18 protein-coding genes are annotated in these 18,304 nt (G+C 49.2%); 1 reads left to right on the top strand and 17 read right to left on the bottom strand.

The genetic code is table 11. From position 1 onward, the window contains the following. Window positions 1–641: 641 nt before the first annotated feature. From SOI44_RS04470 to SOI44_RS04515, 10 genes are all read right to left on the bottom strand, one after another. Window positions 642–1,607, bottom strand: coding sequence for a PhoH family protein (locus tag SOI44_RS04470; RefSeq protein WP_331348027.1), 966 nt, complete (start codon window positions 1,605–1,607; stop codon window positions 642–644). 66 nt (window positions 1,608–1,673) lie between these two features. Next, window positions 1,674–1,856: a 30S ribosomal protein S21 gene (gene rpsU / locus SOI44_RS04475; RefSeq protein ID WP_108774035.1), complete on the bottom strand. Its 183-nt coding sequence runs from the start codon at window positions 1,854–1,856 to the stop codon at window positions 1,674–1,676. A 68-nt stretch (window positions 1,857–1,924) separates the two neighbouring features. Beyond that, window positions 1,925–2,560 carry a deoxyribose-phosphate aldolase gene (gene deoC, locus SOI44_RS04480; RefSeq protein ID WP_331348028.1) on the bottom strand — a complete coding sequence of 212 codons (636 nt, stop codon included), beginning with the start codon at window positions 2,558–2,560 and terminating at the stop codon, window positions 1,925–1,927. Next, on the bottom strand, window positions 2,547–4,016 hold the full coding sequence (locus SOI44_RS04485; RefSeq protein ID WP_331348029.1) for a UDP-N-acetylmuramoyl-L-alanyl-D-glutamate--2,6-diaminopimelate ligase: 1,470 nt from the start codon (window positions 4,014–4,016) through the stop codon (window positions 2,547–2,549). Before SOI44_RS04485 ends, deoC begins: the two co-directional genes overlap by 14 nt. Continuing rightward, window positions 4,013–5,290 (bottom strand): tRNA (N(6)-L-threonylcarbamoyladenosine(37)-C(2))-methylthiotransferase MtaB, encoded by a 1,278-nt coding sequence (gene mtaB / locus SOI44_RS04490; protein ID WP_331348030.1) that lies wholly within the window; start codon window positions 5,288–5,290, stop codon window positions 4,013–4,015. Before mtaB ends, SOI44_RS04485 begins: the two co-directional genes overlap by 4 nt. Then, window positions 5,271–6,008 (bottom strand): RsmE family RNA methyltransferase, encoded by a 738-nt coding sequence (locus tag SOI44_RS04495; RefSeq protein ID WP_331348031.1) that lies wholly within the window; start codon window positions 6,006–6,008, stop codon window positions 5,271–5,273. The genes mtaB and SOI44_RS04495 overlap by 20 nt, the downstream gene beginning before the upstream one ends. 21 nt (window positions 6,009–6,029) lie before the next feature. After that, window positions 6,030–7,313: a hemolysin family protein gene (locus SOI44_RS04500; RefSeq protein WP_331348032.1), complete on the bottom strand. Its 1,284-nt coding sequence runs from the start codon at window positions 7,311–7,313 to the stop codon at window positions 6,030–6,032. A gap of 199 nt (window positions 7,314–7,512) precedes the next feature. After that, entirely contained in the window at window positions 7,513–8,325 is an 813-nt protein-coding gene (locus SOI44_RS04505) for an SDR family NAD(P)-dependent oxidoreductase (protein ID WP_331348033.1), read from the bottom strand. 148 nt (window positions 8,326–8,473) lie between these two features. Continuing rightward, complete coding sequence (gene ftsZ, locus SOI44_RS04510) at window positions 8,474–9,601, bottom strand: cell division protein FtsZ (protein ID WP_331348034.1); 1,128 nt, start codon at window positions 9,599–9,601, stop codon at window positions 8,474–8,476. A 15-nt stretch (window positions 9,602–9,616) separates the two neighbouring features. After that, window positions 9,617–10,882 (bottom strand): cell division protein FtsA, encoded by a 1,266-nt coding sequence (locus SOI44_RS04515; protein WP_331348035.1) that lies wholly within the window; start codon window positions 10,880–10,882, stop codon window positions 9,617–9,619. 159 nt (window positions 10,883–11,041) lie between these two features. Between SOI44_RS04515 and rpmB the strand changes: the two genes are divergently transcribed. Further along, complete coding sequence (rpmB, locus tag SOI44_RS04520) at window positions 11,042–11,260, top strand: 50S ribosomal protein L28 (protein WP_108774045.1); 219 nt, start codon at window positions 11,042–11,044, stop codon at window positions 11,258–11,260. Between the two features lie 49 nt (window positions 11,261–11,309). On the opposite strand, the gene SOI44_RS04525 is transcribed toward rpmB, so the two are convergent. Genes SOI44_RS04525 through rsmB form a run of 7 tightly spaced genes read right to left on the bottom strand, consistent with a single transcriptional unit; the run spans window position 11,310 to window position 18,304 of the window. Continuing rightward, window positions 11,310–11,915 (bottom strand): thiamine diphosphokinase, encoded by a 606-nt coding sequence (locus SOI44_RS04525; protein WP_331348036.1) that lies wholly within the window; start codon window positions 11,913–11,915, stop codon window positions 11,310–11,312. Beyond that, entirely contained in the window at window positions 11,912–12,559 is a 648-nt protein-coding gene (gene rpe, locus SOI44_RS04530) for a ribulose-phosphate 3-epimerase (protein ID WP_331348037.1), read from the bottom strand. Before rpe ends, SOI44_RS04525 begins: the two co-directional genes overlap by 4 nt. Window position 12,560: 1 nt before the next feature. After that, complete coding sequence (gene rsgA / locus SOI44_RS04535; RefSeq protein ID WP_331348038.1) at window positions 12,561–13,418, bottom strand: ribosome small subunit-dependent GTPase A; 858 nt, start codon at window positions 13,416–13,418, stop codon at window positions 12,561–12,563. Between the two features lie 2 nt (window positions 13,419–13,420). Beyond that, window positions 13,421–15,271 (bottom strand): Stk1 family PASTA domain-containing Ser/Thr kinase, encoded by a 1,851-nt coding sequence (pknB, locus tag SOI44_RS04540; protein WP_331348039.1) that lies wholly within the window; start codon window positions 15,269–15,271, stop codon window positions 13,421–13,423. Beyond that, window positions 15,268–16,017, bottom strand: coding sequence for a Stp1/IreP family PP2C-type Ser/Thr phosphatase (locus tag SOI44_RS04545; protein WP_331348040.1), 750 nt, complete (start codon window positions 16,015–16,017; stop codon window positions 15,268–15,270). The genes pknB and SOI44_RS04545 overlap by 4 nt, the downstream gene beginning before the upstream one ends. Continuing rightward, window positions 16,014–17,060 (bottom strand): 23S rRNA (adenine(2503)-C(2))-methyltransferase RlmN, encoded by a 1,047-nt coding sequence (gene rlmN / locus SOI44_RS04550; protein ID WP_331348041.1) that lies wholly within the window; start codon window positions 17,058–17,060, stop codon window positions 16,014–16,016. The genes SOI44_RS04545 and rlmN overlap by 4 nt, the downstream gene beginning before the upstream one ends. Before the next feature lie 23 nt (window positions 17,061–17,083). Next, on the bottom strand, window positions 17,084–18,304 hold the full coding sequence (gene rsmB, locus SOI44_RS04555; protein WP_331348042.1) for a 16S rRNA (cytosine(967)-C(5))-methyltransferase RsmB: 1,221 nt from the start codon (window positions 18,302–18,304) through the stop codon (window positions 17,084–17,086).

Here is an 18,304-nt window from a genome sequence, read left to right on the forward strand (position 1 = left end):
GTTTTGAAAACCACAAAACACTCAAATATAGAGATCTTTTTAGCGTAAACAAGCCACAATCAGAGAATAAATAGACCCACTGTGCAAAAACAGCATCTTTCTTTTTCATCATAGACTCCTTTGAAAAAACAAGGGCAATGAAAAACCGCCCTTATTTTCTTACTTCAGATAGTCAGATGCTGGTAATACGCCAGATTCATAAATACTGTCAGGACTCCAGTAACCAGATGCAGTGCCTGCAGAAGATTGATGATGACCATAAACTCCCGCAGTAGAATAACCGTTTTCTTTTGAGGCTTCTGGCATGATTGTGGGTAAACCTGCACTATCTGTTAGATAACAAAAATTGAAAAAGCCATCCTGGTTCTTGTAATGTTATATGCGCCAATAACCCCTGTCTCCATTCTTATATCGCCCCATCATATAATCTCCTTTACATTTTTACAGAAATCCTTGATCTTCTAATTAGTATAGCAATGTAACCGGATACATTCAACAACGTAAGATCGTTTTTTTGTTCGCCATTAAATTATTTCAGTATATGCATCTTCAATGCTGCAAGAATAGGAATCATGGGGGAATACATTTGTTTTCCTGCTGGTACAAATGAATGATGAGATATCAATTCTTTTCAGCTTGACTTAATGCCTTTCAAAGCGGCTGTATCTTTCAATGATTTTCTGAACTAATGGATGCCGGACGACGTCATCAGCACTGAGTTCAAGGATGGCAATATCATCCATGCCGGACAGGATCCTCCGGGCTGAAAGAAGACCACTCTCAACTCTTTCATTCAGGTCAATCTGGGTAACATCTCCTGTGATGACCATATGAGAATGAAAACCAAGTCTTGTCAGAAACATCTTCATCTGGGAACTGGTTGTATTCTGTGCCTCATCAAGAATGACAAAGGCATCGTTGAGGGTGCGGCCGCGCATATAGGCCAAAGGTGCAATTTCGATGGTTCCCTTCTCCATCAGTTTTTCTGTCTGTTCATTGCCAAGCAATTCATGCAGGGCATCATAGAGAGGGGTCAGATATGGATCTACTTTTTCTTTCAGATCACCAGGAAGAAAGCCAAGGCTTTCTCCTGCTTCCACAGCAGGTCTGGTCAGAACAATACGGCGCACTTCTTCTTTCTTCAGTGCAGCAACGGCAGCACTGACTGCCAGGAACGTTTTGCCGGTGCCGGCAGGCCCGATGGCAAAAACAACCGGTTTTTCCGCCATTGCTTTGACAAAGTCGTACTGTCCCTGGGTCTTGGGATAGATGGGACGGCCGGAAAATGTACGGCATACGGTCACGGTTTCAAAGTTGGAAAACTGGACATCCTGGTGTGACTGGATGCGGCGGATGGCATAGCGCACATTCTGCTCACTGACTTCTTTTCCAGAACTGCTGATCTGCCGCAGAGCCTGCAGCACCTTTTCAATCTGCGAAAGGGTATCCTGTTCACATGCATCAAGCATGAAGGTATGATCCCGGAAACTCACTCTTGTATCAAATGCATCACTGATGATCTGCAGATTGCGGTCATTTGTCCCAAGCAGAGCTGCTGCTTCATCCGCGCCCAGATCCTCAACTGCCAGTATTCTCTTCTCTTTCAAAGCTGTACGCCTCCTGTATGTATCTCTTTCATTGTATAAAAAAAGAGAAGCTTTCGCTTCTTCTTTTTACTTGCCTCTTCTGCGTGCCTTACGTGCAGCTTCGGACTTCAGCTTTCTCTTGACGCCCGGCTTGACGTAGTACTCTCTCTTGCGAGCTTCAGCGAGGGTTCCATTGCGGGATACCTGACGCTTGAAACGGCGCAGCGCATCATCAAGGTTTTCGTTTTCTTTCACGACAACTCTAGCCATCTTCCAAACCCCCTCTCTGTTTCAACGTTACGATTATACCAAACCCGTATTGTTAAAGCAATTGCTTTTTACATCAGTTTGGTGCCGTTGCTTGTGCCGATTCTTTCTGCACCTGCCGCAATCATGGCATCCATGGCTTCCTTTGTACGGATACCACCGGATGCCTTGACCTTCAGGCGGTCACCAACCGTCTTCTTCATCAGAGCAACATCTTCCACTGTTGCTCCACCTGTGGAGAAGCCGGTGCTTGTCTTGACAAAGTCAGCACCTGCCTTTTCGGCATCCTGGCATGCTCTGACTTTTTCATCATTGGTAAGCAGGCATGCTTCAATGATTACCTTGAGAACATGATTGCCAACTGCTTCCTTGACGGCCTTGATCTCATTGGTCACAGCTTCATCATCGCCATCTTTCAGCCAGCCGACATTGATGACCATATCGACCTCATCTGCGCCTCTTTCAATGGCATCTTTTGCCTCAAATACCTTGGAAGCACTGGTCATGGCACCAAGCGGGAAGCCAATGACCACACAGACATTGACATCACTTCCGGCAAGTTCTTTTCTGGCCGTTTCAATCCAGCATGGATTGACGCATACCGACGCGAAGTCATATTCTCTGGCTTCCTTGCAGAGCTGAATGATCTGTGCCTTGGTTGTGTCCGGCTTGAGCAGCGTGTGATCGATGTACTTACTTCTCTTCATTTTCCTCTTCCTCCTGCGTGAAATAGTATTTATGCAGAACCTCACGGGCGATGGCATCGTCTCCCTCATAAGGCTCACGTCCGAATTCACGGTAGATGAACTTTTCATCTCCCTTGCCTAAGATAATGATGGTATCGTTGGGATCAGCGAGTTCAACTGCCTGACGGATGGCATCATATCTGTCTTCAATAATAATATAATTCGTTTTCTTGATGCCGGACGCAATTTCATGTGCAATTTCGATCGGATCTTCATCACGCGGATCATCTTCCGTCAGAATGATCATATCCGTATAGCGGTCCAGAATCTCACCGAACTGGGGACGCTTCTCGGTATCACGCTTGCCGGCACTGCCGGTGATGGCAATGATGCGCTTGCCCTTTGGCGTGATGGCACTGGCAAACTGGCATACCTGTTCAATGCCGTCCGGTGTATGGGCAAAGTCAACGATGATGTTGAAGGGCTGACCTTCATCAATGCGCTCCATTCTGCCTTCAATCTGCTTGAGATGCCGGATCTGCGGCAGCATCATCTCGATCGATATTCCTTTGACATGGCATGCCGCAATCGCTGCCACAAGATTGTAGACATTGAGCTTGGCAACCAGGTTGGTCTCAATTTCATATTCCATGTCACCGATTTTCAGCGTAATTCTCGTCTTGTCGGCAAGCAGCTGGTATTTGGTTACCTGATAGTCTGCCTTGTGGTTGACGCCATAGGTAATGACTCTGGCCGGGCAGTCTTCCACAATCCGCATACCATAGGGGTCATCCACGTTGGTGATGGCAATGGCATCCGGCTTGAGATGGTCAAACAGCTTCTTTTTGGCAAGGAAGTACTTTTCCATGGTGCCATGGTAATCCAGATGGTCATGGGTCAGGTTGGTAAAGACCGCCACATCAAAGTCAATGGCATCCACCCTGCCCTGCTCGATGCCGATGGAGCTGGCTTCCAGAGCACATGCCTTCATACCAGCATCTACCATATCGCGCAGAATGCCATGGAGATCATCAATGTTCGGGGTTGTCAGCAGCGGCGGCAGTTTGACGTTGCCATATTCAATAGAGATAGTGCCGATATATCCGGTTGGCTCAATCTCGTTCATGATGTCGCGGATGATGCAGGAGATGGATGATTTGCCGTTGGTGCCGGTCACGCCGAACATCAGAAGATCATGGCTTGGATAGCCATAGAACGCATCTGCTACGGCATTGAAGGCAGCAGTGACATCCTTGACTTTGATATAGACGATATCATCCCGCATATGATCCAGCGGTTCACTGTAAACAATTGCTCTGGCACCATTGGCAATGGCCTGGTCTACAAAGTTGTGGCCGTCGCTCATGATACCCTTGACACAGAAAAAGATGGAATCCGGCCGTTTGGTACGGGAATCTGCCATCAGGCTCTTGATTTCAATATCAGGTACATTCTCGAATAATGCTGAAAGTTTCATATGCTCTCCTTCACGCAGCCATACAGGGCATGCGATTCATATGCCTGCACATGTACATCATACATGCCTCTTGGCAGGCTCCCTCTGATACTGACAGGAAAATACTGCGACGCATGGCCGACAGAATATCCGTCTTTATGTGTTTCCACAATGACCTGCACATCTTTGTCAAGCCACTGCTGCTGGTAGGAATCACTGAGCATCTCAGACATTTCCATGACCCTGCGGGTGCGTTCCTTCTTGATGCGCGGATCAATCTGGTCCTCCATGCCCGCGGCCACAGTCCCCTGGCGCATGGAGTATGGAAAGGCATGAATGAATGAGAACCGGCATTTCTGCAGGAATGCCAGTGTTTCTTCAAACTCCTGTTCCGTTTCGCCCGGGAAGCCGGCAATCAGATCACATGAGATGGCAATGTCCGGGATTGCTGCACGGATCTTCTCTAGTTTGGCAAAATAGGCAGCCGTATCGTATGGCCTTCTCATGCGTTTCAATACCGTATCACATCCAGACTGCAGTGGGATATGCAGATGGCGGGCAATGCGCGGTTCCTTCCTGATCAGATCAATCAGTTCATCGGTAACTTCATTCTGTTCAATGGAGGAAATGCGCAGCCGTTTCAGAACCGGTGCTCCCTGCAGGATGCGCTGCATCAGCTGGGCAAGGGTAACACCATACTCCCTGCCATAGCGGCCGGTATGAATGCCGGCCAGCACGATCTCTGGATAATTTTCAGAAAGACGTTTTGCTTCCTGTACAACTGCATTCGGTGCCATGGATCTTTCCTGGCCGCGGGCATAGGGGATGATGCAATAGGAACAGAACTGACCACAGCCATCCTGCACTTTCAGATAGGCGCGGGTATGGTTTTCAAACTGGGTTGTTTCCAGGTTATCAAAGGTCAGATGGTCAAGCCCGCCGCGCAAAGAGATGCGCCGGTGATTTTCCATGTATTCTTGCAGATGCTGCGGCACATTCTTCTTTTCACGGGTGCCGATGATCAGATCTGCATCCGCAAGATCCTCATCTGCCACCTCGGCATAGCAGCCGATCATGGCAATGGCTGCGTCGGGACTGATACGTCTTGCCCGGTGCATCATCTTTCTGCTTTTCTGGGCAGCCATGTTGGTGACGGCACAGGTGAAGATCAATACGGCATCGGCGTTCTGCTCAAAGTCAACTCTCTGCCAGCCCTCTTCTTCCAGCGTGTGGGCAATGCTCTCTGCTTCAAAGGCATTCACTTTGCAGCCTAAATTACATACTGAAAACTTCATTCTGATCTCCTGCTGCCTCGCTCAATACACTGCCGGCATAGATTGCGGCTGTTTCTGCCCGCAGTATGCGGGATCCAAGTGTTACGGCCTGATAGCCATGGTCCATGAGCCATTGTACCTCATCAGGGCTGAAACCGCCTTCCGGACCAATGACAATGGCAGCGCTCTTCTGGCCATGGTACAGATGGGAAAGCCGTTCAGATGTGCCATAGGCATTTTCATAGGCTGCTGCTTTGAGCTGTGCATGGACCTGATCCAGATGGTCAAAAGGAATGGTTTCAGAAAGGGATGGGACAAGGTTGCGCTTGCACTGCTGTGCCCCTTCCAGCAGAATGGACTGCCAGCGGGCCGCAACCCGTTCCTTTTTGTCATGTTTTTCCTTCACCACACAGCGGCTTGAAACAAACGGAACGACTCTGGCAAAGCCGATTTCACTTGCTTTCTGCAGAACAAGTTCAAACTTCTCACGGCGGATCAAAGCCATGCACAGTGTCATCTCACAGGCACATTCATGTACCTGGGGATCTTCTTTTTCCACCATGGCCGCAAACTCTCCGTCGATCGTACAGGTAACACCGAAATACGCTTTTCCTTCATACACAAGACGGACGGTTTCCTGATGCAGACGGACAACATCACTGGCATGATGGGCCTGTTCCTTTGTAAAGAAATATGGGTTCCCCACCACAAGGGGTGTATTGGCAAAATACTGCTGCATACTGATGTGAAAAGAAAAGGATTATTCCTTTTCCTCTTCCTCCTGTTTCTTCTGCGGATTTCTGATTTCTACTTTCAGCTCAATGACTTTGCGCTGGTCAGCTTTTGTGATGGTGACATGCAGGTTCTTGAAGTCAAATTCTTCACCGACCCGGGGAATATGTTCCAGTTCGTGGATTGCCCAGCCTGATACCGTGATGTAGTCATCATCGTCATCCTCATCATCCACATCGACGCCAAAACGCTCAAACATGTCATCCGCATCCGCATCTGCCTTGACCAGATACGTCGTCTCATCGATCTTCTGATAGTATTCCTTCACAGTGTCATGCTCATCCCAGATCTCACCGACAAGTTCCTCAATGATATCTTCCAGCGTAATGATGCCCTGGGTGCCGCCATATTCATCCAGCACCACAGCAAGATGCAGCTTAGCACCCTGCAGCTGTTTGAGCAGCGTCGAAATCTTGACATTGGTGCTTGTATAAATCACCGGCTTGATGATCTTGCGGATCGGGCAGTGCTCATACTTCATCTGGGCATAAAAGTCCTTTTCATGAATGACACCGACAATGTTGTCGATGGAATTCTCATAGACCGGCAGACGTGAAAAAGAACTGTAGCGGAATGTCTTTTCAATCTCGTTGGGCGGCGTGGTAATGTCAATCGCCAGTACGTCTACACGCGGGGTGAGAACATCTTTTACATCCAGATCATTGAATTCAATGGCAGCTGAGATCAGATCACTCTCATGTTCTTCCAGATCACCGTCTTTTTCAGCCTCGTCTACCATCGTAATCAGTTCATCCTGGAAGTCAGAATCGTCATCCTTCACCTTGATGAAGCGTGTCATCAGCTTCTGCAGCAGGTTGAAGAGAAAAGACAGCGGGGTAAAGACAAACTCACAGAAATGAACGAATCCTACCGTATGGACGGCAATGCGCTCCGGCATGCGGCTGGCAAGTGTTTTCGGCATGATTTCGCCAAAGATCAGTACGACAATCGTGATCACAATTGTCGATACGGTCGGTCCGTTGGTGGACCCAAGCCATTGGGTAAACAGCAGTGTGCCGATGGTTGCGGAAGCGATATTGACAATGTTGTTGCCAATCAGAATCGTCGTCAGGAAACGGTCGAAATGATCAAGAATTTCCAGGACAACACCTGCTTCGGCGTTGCCATCGTTTTCCATGTTCTTCAGCCGGATCCGGTTTACGCTGGAATAGGCAGTTTCAATAGCAGAGAACAGACCGGAAAGTGCAACCAGTATAATCAGGGTCAGTAAATATTCACTTGAACTGCTCATTTCTGCCACCCTTTCATATTCAGTTTATTCAGTTTTTGAAAAAGCGGATAACAGGAAGAATCATCCATATTTTCTGCATCACCTTTCAGTGGTGCAATTATAACATTATGGCTGTTGGCAGGCAAACCAGCCCCCAGACAGCAGGCATAAGAAAAGGATCTTCCTGCATGCTGCAGAAGATCCTCTGTTTCCTTGCATTTTAATCTTTCTTCATAGCACCGAACGCAGCCATGATGGTAGCCGGGCTGACCTGTCCCATACCGCCGTCAATCTCAATGATCTGGCCGTTGATGTAGGATCCCTGCTCACTGGCAAGGAAAGCCAGCAGCGGTGAAACATCCTCATATGGCTTGCCAAAGACACCAGTAGGTGCCAGTGCATTCATGATGTTGACCGGAATGGCGGCTGCTGATGAGCCGTTTTCAAAATACTGATTTGTCGCAACCGGCAGGAAGCAGTTTGTTGTAATGCCATATTTGCCAAGCTCCATGGCAGCCGTTTTTGTTAATGAGATGATAGCTGCCTTGGCCATGCCATAGGCACATGTATTTGGCGTATAGCGGATGCCTGCCCCGGATGCACATGTCAGGATGCGTCCATAGTGCTGTTTCTTCATGTATGGCAGGCATTTCTGGATCATTTCCAGGGTATATACCGGTCCGCCCTCCATGAATGCTCGCACATTTGCAGCATCGGTATGCTCAAAGTCACGCTGGTCATTCAATGCCCCCTGGGCAATGCAGGCAAGAATGTCCACCGTTCCATAGGCAGAAACAGCCGCATCCAGAATACGGTCCAGATCACCTTCGGTATCCACGTCACATTTCACCGGTGTGATCTTACCTGTAAAGCCGCGCTTTTCAGCATCATTGGCAAGTTCTTCCAGCTTGTTCAGCCTTCTTGCCCCGGCAATGACATTGGCACCCTCCTTGGCATAGCGGAGTGCCGTTCCATAGCCAACACCAGAACTTGCACCAATGATAATTGCGGTACGATTTTCAAGAATTCCCATTATTGTCTCCTTTGCTATAAAAGTCTCTTGTGAGATTTACAAGTATTATAACATTTTGCAGAGAATACAATCGCAGGATGCTCAGAAAACAGTAAAATTGTACAAAAAGCAGAAAAGGCAGAAAAAAACCGGCCTCAGCCGGTTTATGTCAGTTTCTCTTGAAGAAGCCCGGGATGCCGTCATCGTCATCCTCTTCCTTGGCATTGCTGTCAAAGGAGGAATTGAAGCCCAGACTGTCATCATCATTTGTTTCTGGAACAACACCCGGATCAGCAGGCTTGGTGCCGATAATCGGCTGTGTATCCTTAGCCGGCTTATCGCTCTCAATCATTTCCGGACGCGGCAGGTCAAAGCCTGTAGCGATGATGGAAACAATGATGGAATCACCGATCTTATCGTTGATGGCAACACCGAAGATGATATCGATATCATTGCCGGCTGCCTCACGGATATAGTCAACTGCCTCACTGGCATCATATGCAGACATGCTGGCACCGCCGGTGACGTTGATAATGGCATTCTTTGCACCCTTGATCTGTGCTTCCAGCAGCGGTGACTGAATGGCACGCTCAGCAGCTTCCTTAGCCTTATTCTCACCATCTGCCATGCCAATGCCGAACAGTGCAGAACCCTGCCCCTGCATGACACTCTTGATATCTGCAAAGTCGAGGTTGATCATTGCCGGAACTGCAATCAGATCTGTAATGGTCTGCACACCCTGACGCAGAATATTGTCTGCTTCCTTGAATGCATCTTCGAACGGAATGTGTCCGATAACATCCAGTACCTTATTATTGGAAATGATGATCAGGGAATCCACATACTCTTTCAGCTGTTCCAGACCCTGCTCAGCCTGTACCATTCTGCGCTTGCCTTCAAAGGAGAACGGTTTGGTAACAATACCAACTGTCAGACATCCAAGTTCCTTGGCAATCTTGGCAAACAGAGGAGAAGCACCTGTACCAGTGCCGCCGCCAAGACCTGCTGTCAGGAATACCATGTCTGCGCCTTCCAGTGCCTTGCGGATTGCATCCTCGCTCTCCACTGCTGCTTTGCGTCCATTGTCAGGATTGCCGCCAGCGCCAAGGCCTTCCTTGCCAAGCTGAATCTTATTCGCAACAGGCGAAACATCCAGTGCCTGTACATCAGTGTTGGCTACATAAAATTCAACGCCCTGGACACCTTCCTGCACCATCCGGTTCACGGCATTTCCACCGGCACCGCCAATGCCGAAAACCTTGATTTTTGCTACCTGGTTATACGTTAAGTCTGCCATAAATTCTACCTCACATTACCTTTTATTATCCAGGAACAGACCCTTGAGCTTACTTGTCAAAGTGTCCTCTTTTGCGTTCCCTTCATTTTTCTTATCTCTGTAGGATACAGCCTTGATAAATGCATCCATATCAATGCTGTCATCGGTATAGCCGGTGATCGGCAGACGATCCTGATATGCATAGAACAATCCAAGGCAAGTTGTCAGCCCCGCATTTCTGCCCCCCAGAGTATCAGGCACATAGCTGCGGACATTGACCTGCAGCTTTGCACCAAGCACCTCTGCAAGCCCCTGTGTCTCGCCGCCTTCGCCTGTAATAATAACAGCAGTCTGGCCTGCTTGCAATATCGGGGCGCACGTTTTTTGGATATAGGAAGCCCATGCATTTACGCCTGGCATCACACAGTCAATCAGCTGCTTTTTCGTAATTGTATGTGTTTTTCCGCCTGCTGACCAGATATGAACCGGATTGTCAGACGGATTCGGATTGTTCAGAACCGCACTGTATTTGAACAGTTCAACTGCATTTTCCGGAGAGATTGCATACTGATCTGTCAAAGCACCGGCAATGGTGCCAATACCAATCGGCATGACCATCGCGGTTGTCAGTCTGCCCTTGCGCAGCAGACCGAGCGATGTTGACTGACGTTCCACCTTCAGCACAATCATCTGCTGATTGACAGACTGTTCAAACAGAGCTGCTTCTTTACCGGCAGCATAAACATCCAGGAAGATGTCCATGATCTTGATGCCGGCCTTTTCCACACAGCTGCACATTTCATAGGACAATGTCCGGTTTGCACACAGCAGGTCAATATCAACGGACATCGAAGAACACTTCTCACCGATCGGAATCCGCCGGGTAGAAATGCCATTCACGGTGTAGCGCACATTCACTGTCTGGATCAGGGCATACTCTTTGCCGATATCCATATTCTGTGCCTTTGCCATTGCATTGCGCACATCCTGTACCGTTACAGTCTGGTCAATACCGGTAATATCCACGGTTGATTTGAAGCTGTAACGCTTCATGCCATAGGATGGCATTGCCAGAATCGCACTCTTGATTGACGCGCCAATCATCTTATGTGCATTATCCACTGCCTGCTTCACGGCACTGGTCACGGCAGCGGGATCCGTAATCTTTACCCCATCAAAGCCGCTGCAGGCGACGCGTTCTACTTTAATAATATTAAAACGGGTATTGAAGAACTCACCGACAATCAGGCGCACCTCATGGTCGCTGACTTCAACCGCCGCAAAAATCTGTTTATCGTTCACTTGCCAGCCGCTCCCTTCCTTAACAAAAGTTATATTATCACACTTCCTTCACAGGTCCTAGGATTTTTCCCATCCAGCAGGGTGCCGACTTTGTTTTTTGTTGCAAATGAAATTGAAGCATGATAAAGTATTTTAGCATTATGTGAAGGAGGTTATGGTATGTCCAGAGTTTGTGCCGTATCCGGTAAGAAAGCTATGTCAGGAAACAGACGTTCACACTCCCTGCGCGCAACTCGCCGCAAGTGGAACGTTAACCTTCAGAAGGTTCATATGGTCGTAGATGGAAAGCCTGTGACCGTTAAGATCTCTGCCCGTGCTCTCAAGACACTGAAGGGAACAGGCAGGAAGGCAAAGACAGCTGAAGCTGCTGCTGAGTAAGCATTAAGAAAAAGAATCCCGAAGGATTCTCTTTTTTTTGCTCTTTTCTTTAGTCTCTGCACTGCAGCACCATGACACGGCCCTTCTTCACATCCACAATGCCCGTGTCACTGAGAATTTCATTGGATACTGTATAGAGATCTGAAGATGTCAGCGTGCGGTCTGTCAGAGGATACTTGAAGCCTGACAGTGTAATGACGGCATCTTCCCAGGTGAAAAAGGAAATGTAATCATAGCCGTTCTTTTTGATTTCATGGCGGCCCGGACCAATGACATAGGCATCATTTTCAGCATCCCACAGTTCCAGGCAGTCTGCATACTTCCAGAGCAGACGCAGATTGACCAGGGCATGGTCTGCCCTTCCGCCAAAGGCACCGCACATTACAATCTGATCATATCCCAGATCAATGGCAGTCTTAACAGCATGCTCGGAATCGGAATCATCCTTGATCGGATTCAGACGGATGACCTGATCGCTCCACTTTGTAATTAAACTGATATCTTCTTCTCTGACAGAGTCAAAATCACCAACGGCACATACCATATGCCGATGCTGCTCTGCTAATGTCAGTGCTCCCTTGTCACAGCCGATCAGGTCTGCTTTTCCTTCCGGCAGCTGATCTGCCAGTTTCAAAGCAATCAGGACTATCTTCATTTCTGCAGACTCCTGACGGCAGTACAGATATCATTCTTGAAAACATAGGAGCCTGCCACCAGAACATCGACACCAGCCTGTGCGCACTGTGCACCTGTTTCCGCATTGATGCCGCCGTCCACTTCCACCAGGGCATCCGGATGGACCTCATTGAGCCATGTGCGCAGGGTATGAATCTTATCCAGTGCAGACGGCATGAACTTCTGGCCGCCAAAACCCGGATTGACAGACATCACCAGGAACAGATCAAAATCTTTGAGAAGATCTTTCAGTACAGCAGGATCTGTGGCCGGCTTGATGGCGATCCCGGCTTTGCCGCCGGCTTCATGAATATGAGCTGCCAGCTGCTTCATCTGGGTGATATTTTCCATGGCTTCATAGTGGAAGGTCACAAGATCTGCGCCTGCCTTCAGAAAGACATCCGCAAAGAAAGCAGGATCGGTTACCATCAGGTGTACATCCTTGTACAGTGGTGAAGTACGTACAAAGGCTTTGAGAATATCCGGGCCAAATGTCAGGTTCGGCACAAAGTGACCATCCATGACATCGAAGTGCAGCCACTGTGCACCGGACTTGTTGAGCTCTTCGATCTGGCTGGGAAAGCGGCTGTAATCGAGTGATAAAACAGACGGTGATACGATCATGTTAGTACTCCCTTCTTGTATGAATCAGTTTCAATACATCAAGATAATTCTGATATCGCCGGGCTGGAATTTTCCCCTGTGCCACGGCATTTTTAACAGCACAGTCCGGCTCATTTTCATGAATGCAGTCATTGAAGCGGCATTTGCCAAGATACGGCTGGAAATCCAGCACACAGGCGGCCAGTTCATGCTTATCCATGCGGCTGAAATCCAGAGAGGAAAAGCCCGGTGTATCGGCAACCAGACCGCCGGCGACGGCATGCAGCTCATTGTGGCGGGTTGTATGCTTGCCTCTGCCCAGTGCCTTGGAAATCTCCTGGGTAGCCAGATGGAAGGAAGGATCCAGCCGATTGAGCAGGCTGCTTTTGCCAGCGCCGCTCTGTCCGGTCAGAACAGATATCTTCCCTTTGAGTACATCGGCCAGCGCAGGTTCCAGATAATCCTTTGTGGAGCGGATAACCTGCATCGGTCCCTGCTCGTATTCTTCAATCGCCTGTTTCGTGTCATCCGACATGCCCAGATCACACTTGGTCACAATCAATACCGGCGTGATATGGGCCTGCACAATCAGGAAAGACAGCCGGTCTACAAGGGCTGAAGAAAATTCCGGATCATGGGTACTCATGACGATCAGTGCCTGATCGACATTGGCACATGCCGGTCTGACAAGATAGCTTTTTCTTGGCAGGATTTTCTGTACGGTCCACTGACCGGAAATCTGTTCACATTCAACCAGATCGCCGGCAACCGGTTTTGTCTGCAGGCGGATCTTGCCCGTCAGAACGGCTTTTACCCGCATGCCTTCTTCGGTATACAGGGTATACTCACGGGATACGATTTTAATGATTCTTGCCTGCATAATCAGTTTCCATCTGTCTGTGATGCGGTTGTATCACTGCTTTGGGTCTGGCTTTGATCAGAGGATGATACATCCTGATAGGAATAGTAATAGAGCGTAATGGCATTGTTTCCCTTCTGCGTATAGGTACTGCCGGCAGATGGGGTGGAATACTTGACTGTGCCAACCAGGTTGTTTTTGGAGATTTCCTTGAGCTCATCATCAGACAGCGTGGATGGATCAATTTCAGAGGCATATGCCTGGGCACCCATGCTTTCAAGAAGTGAAGCAGCGGAATTGACGTTCATGCCAATAATGGAAGTTGGAATGGTGAAACTGTCATAGGCAGAATAGACAAGTGTCATTGTATTGTCCTGGTCTGGATCAAACAGATCGCCTGCCGCTATGCCTTCCTGTGAAATGACGGTACCTGGTGTTTCATCACTGTCTCTGGCCTCTGTTTTCACGGTCAGATGGGAATACTTTTTTAATTCTTCTGTCACCTGATCTACATCCTGCCCGGTATAGTCGGCCATCTTTTCACCAATGCCGCTGGATGCGGTCACCGTGACGCTGCTCTTGCGGTCAACCTTTGTACCGGCAGAAGGATCACTGGAAAGAATGATGTCCTTCTGGGTATCTTCGGTCAGCTGATATGTGACATTGTCCTGATCCAGAACAAGGCCGCTCTTTTCACAGGCTGCCGCCGCATCCTCCAGGCTCATCCCGCTCAGAGCAGGGACCGTAGTCTGCCCCACTGGCAGTGAAATATAACCTTTGCGGCCAGCTGCATATACACCTGCTGCTGCCAGTGCACATACCACAAGCACAATCAGGAATTTTGGCAGAAAACGGTGCTTCTTCTCTGGCTTGTCCTTCTTTTCTTCTTTCTGTTTCTCCTTACGGTGAAAATGCGGAAACAGAGCATCCTCATCCTCTTCTTCCTCATCGTCATCATCTTCATCCACCGGTCTGCCTTCATCAAAGCTCTTCGACTGTGCCATTTTGATATCCGCAAAAGGCCTTGTTTCAATTCTTGGCTCATTGGCTCTTGCCGGATCCAGACACGTGGAAAGATCGGCCAGCATATCCGCTGCACTCTGGTAGCGGTCAGCCGGATTCTTGGCAGCTGCCTTGAGAATGATGTTTTCCATCGGCTGAGGCACATTGGGATTGATCTGTCTGACATTGGGCAGCGGATCGCGCATATGCATCAGGGCAATCTGTACCGCCTGATCTGCTTTGAATGGCACATCGCCAGTAAGCATCTCAAACATGACAATGCCCAGGGCATAGATATCCGACTGCACCGTTGCCGGCTCACCCTTGGCAAGCTCCGGGGCAAGGTAATGCACGGATCCCATGACATTGTTTGCCTGGGTCAGCTGCATGGACCCTTTGGCTGTAGCAATGCCAAAGTCCAGGATCTTCAGGGTGCCGTCTGATTTGATGATGACGTTCTGCGGTTTGATATCACGGTGAATGATGCCGCGGCTGTGTGCTTCGGAAATAGCACTGACAAGCTGCTTCATGATATCTACTGTTTCTTCATTGAGCAGCGGTCCTCTTTCCCGGATAATCTGTTTCAGTGTCTTGCCGGGCACATATTCCATGACGATATAATGATGTCCCTTGTAATCACCGACATCATAGATTTCCACGATATTGGGATGGGCAAGGGCTGTGGCGGCCTGGGCTTCCCGTTCAAAGCGCAGGATACTGACCGCATCTGTGGACAGATCGGCACGCAGGATCTTGATGGCAACCTGCCGGTTGAGAATGGTATCAATGGCAAGGAAGACATCTGCCATGCCTCCCTGTCCGATATGCTGAATCACTTCATAGCGGTTGGCGATCATATTCTTGCCGCTCATATCATGTCACCCTCTTCCAGATCAATCAGAATCACCGTCACATTGTCAAATCCACCTGCATCCAGACTTGCCTTGACCAGCTTGCGGGAGCGCAGTGCCGGATCAAATTCCTTGTCCAGAACGATAGAGCGGATCTTTGCCTCATCCACATATGAATGCAGGCCGTCCGAACACAATAGAATCCCATTGAGATCTTCATGATGCACATCAATATCACTGCGCACACTTTCCCATACGCCAACCGCATTGGTCAGCACATTCTTGCGTGGGAATGTTTTCGCCTGCTCCTTGGTCAGCTCACCATGCATGATCATGTCATTGACAAGTGTATGATCCATGGTCAGCTGCCGGAATTCACCATTGTTTTTAAAGCCATAGGCGCGGGAATCACCGACATTGACGATGAAACGCCCCACCCTTGTCAGCATTGCCCCGCACAGGGTTGTGCCCATGCCATGCAGATCCGGACGGGACTGGCCCAGATCATAGATCTGCTTGTTCACCGTACGGATGCCATTGGCAATGAAGGCACGGGCATCATCTTCCCCTGCAAAGCCCTTGTTCTCAGAGAAAGCAACGGAAAACCAGCTGACCGCCATACGGCTGGCAACATCTCCGCCGAGATTGCCGCCAATGCCATCACACACAAGTGCGAAAACATCCCCTGCTTCATTGCAGGCGATGACATAGCTGTCCTGATTGGTTTTCCGCATCTTGCCGCGGTCGGTCAGGCCGTAATACTTCATTGTGCTTCTTTTTCCCTTTCATGCTTTGCCCGCAGCTGTCCGCATGCCGCATCAATATCATCGCCATGCTTTGTACGCAGGGTAGCCTTGACGCCATGCTTCATCAGCACATCATAGAAATGCAGTGCTGTCTTTGCGTCAGTTGTACGGTAGCCGTTTTCATCCACCTCATTGTAGGGAATCAGATTGACATAGGCATTCATGCCCCGGATCAGATTGGCCAGTTCAATGGCATTTTCATCCCGGTCATTCACATTGCGCAGCAGAATGTATTCAAACGTCAGCCGGCGGTGGTTGTTCTCACTGTACCTCTTCAATGCGGCTATCAGCTGATCCATCGGATATGCCTTGTCAATCGGCATCAGTTTGCGCCGCAATGCATCATTGCTGGCATGCAGGGAAACAGCCAGGTTGTACTGCAGATGCGCATCCGCAAAATCATTGATGCGGGGCACAATGCCGCAGGTACTGATCGTAATATGGCGGGCTCCGATGGCCAGGCCATGATCTGAGTTGATGATGGCACAGAAGCGCATCACATTGTCATAGTTATCAAACGGTTCCCCGGTGCCCATGATAACAATGTTGTCGAGCCGGCGCTGATCTTCATCCAGCAGCTCCTGCACAAACATGGCTTCACCAGCCATCTCTCCAGCGGTGAGGCTGCGCTGCTTCTTCAACAGGCCGGAGGCACAGAATGTGCAGGCCATGTTGCAGCCAACCTGTGAAGATACACACAGGCTCTCACCATAGGCAAAGTGCATCAGCACACTTTCCACACTGGAACCATCCTGCATCTCAAACAGGAATTTCATCGTACCATCATGAGCAACCTGACGGTCAATTTCCTTCAGCGGCATGATCACAAAACGCTGCTTCAGCTCCTGGATCAAAGCTGCCGGCAGATCGCTCATTTCATCAAATGTCTTTGCTCTTTTACGATAGAGCCAATTAAAAAGCTGCTTTGCACGGTATGGCTTCTGGCCCAGGGTGCCAAGCATCTCTTCTAATCCTTTTAAATCAAAATCATATATTGTCTGCATACGCCGCTATTCTACCATGTTTTTTATGATCTTTTCTGTTTCTCTTCTCGGATTAGCTGTGCTGCATAAAAGCCATCCCCATCTGTTGGAAACCATGTCTTTTCCTTGAGCAGCTGATACTCCGGATGCCGCTGCAAAAAGGCGTGGATCTGTGCCTCATTCTCCTTGCGATTCAATGTACACGTACTGTAGACAAGAATGCCGCATTCCGCAAGCAATGGTGCAATGGCATCCAGAATCTCTTTCTGTGTCCTGACAATCTCATCCAGACTTTGCGGACTTACCCGATAGCGGATCTCCGGCTTATGGGACAGATCGCCCAAGCCAGAGCACGGTGCATCCAGCAGGATGCGGTCAAATCTGGGATTGTTTTCCCATTCTTTCCTGCCATCATGCACACATGTCTTTACGATACTGACACCGGTGCGCTGCATCAGCTGATCAATCAGTTCACAGCGGGCCGGATACAGATCACAGGCTGTGATCTCGCCTTTGTTTTCCATCAGCATTGCCGTTTCCTGCGTCTTGGTGCCGGGAGCTGCACATACATCCAGCACCTTCATGCCGGGTTTGACATCCAATAGCAGCGGCACCATGGCCGAATGTACATCCTGAATGACATACTTTCCTTCTGAAAGCATGGGATCAGAGGCAAGCGGGAAATCGGCCGTAAAGGATAGATCATTGACGAAGTGGCAGCGGGGATCAAGGCGCAGATCTTCACCCTGTTTTAATGTATTGATGCGGCCATAGACATGGGATGGCTGCTGGTCTGCTTTTGCAATTTCAAGTGCCTTGTCTTTGCCATAATGTGCTTTCCACATCTGCAGCAGCCACTGGGGATGGCTGTAACGGATGCCGGCATGTTCAAAATCATCCGGTAGCATCTGCAGGCCAGCCTGCTGTACTTTGCGCAGCACAGCATTGACAAAGCCGCGCTCCTTCCTGCCTGCCAGAGATACGGTGCTGTTAATGGCCGCATAGGCTGGCACGCCATCCATGAAAAACAGCTGACAGACACCAAGATTGAGCAGAACGGCTGTTTCCCGGCGCACCTTGTGCTGTATATACGGGTGCCACTGTGCTTCCAACAGATACTGATTGCGAAGCGTTTCATAAACCATGGCCGTGATCTGGGCCATTTCCCTGCTGTCTGCCTGTACATGGCGCAGCAGCAGGCCGGCATAGGCATTGTCCTTTTCTACCCGGCAGAGTATTTCATATGCTTGTTTTCTTGTATCCAT

The organism is Lactimicrobium sp. (assembly GCF_036453465.1).
In the GTDB taxonomy this organism is placed as follows: domain Bacteria; phylum Bacillota_I; class Bacilli_A; order Erysipelotrichales; family Erysipelotrichaceae; genus Bulleidia.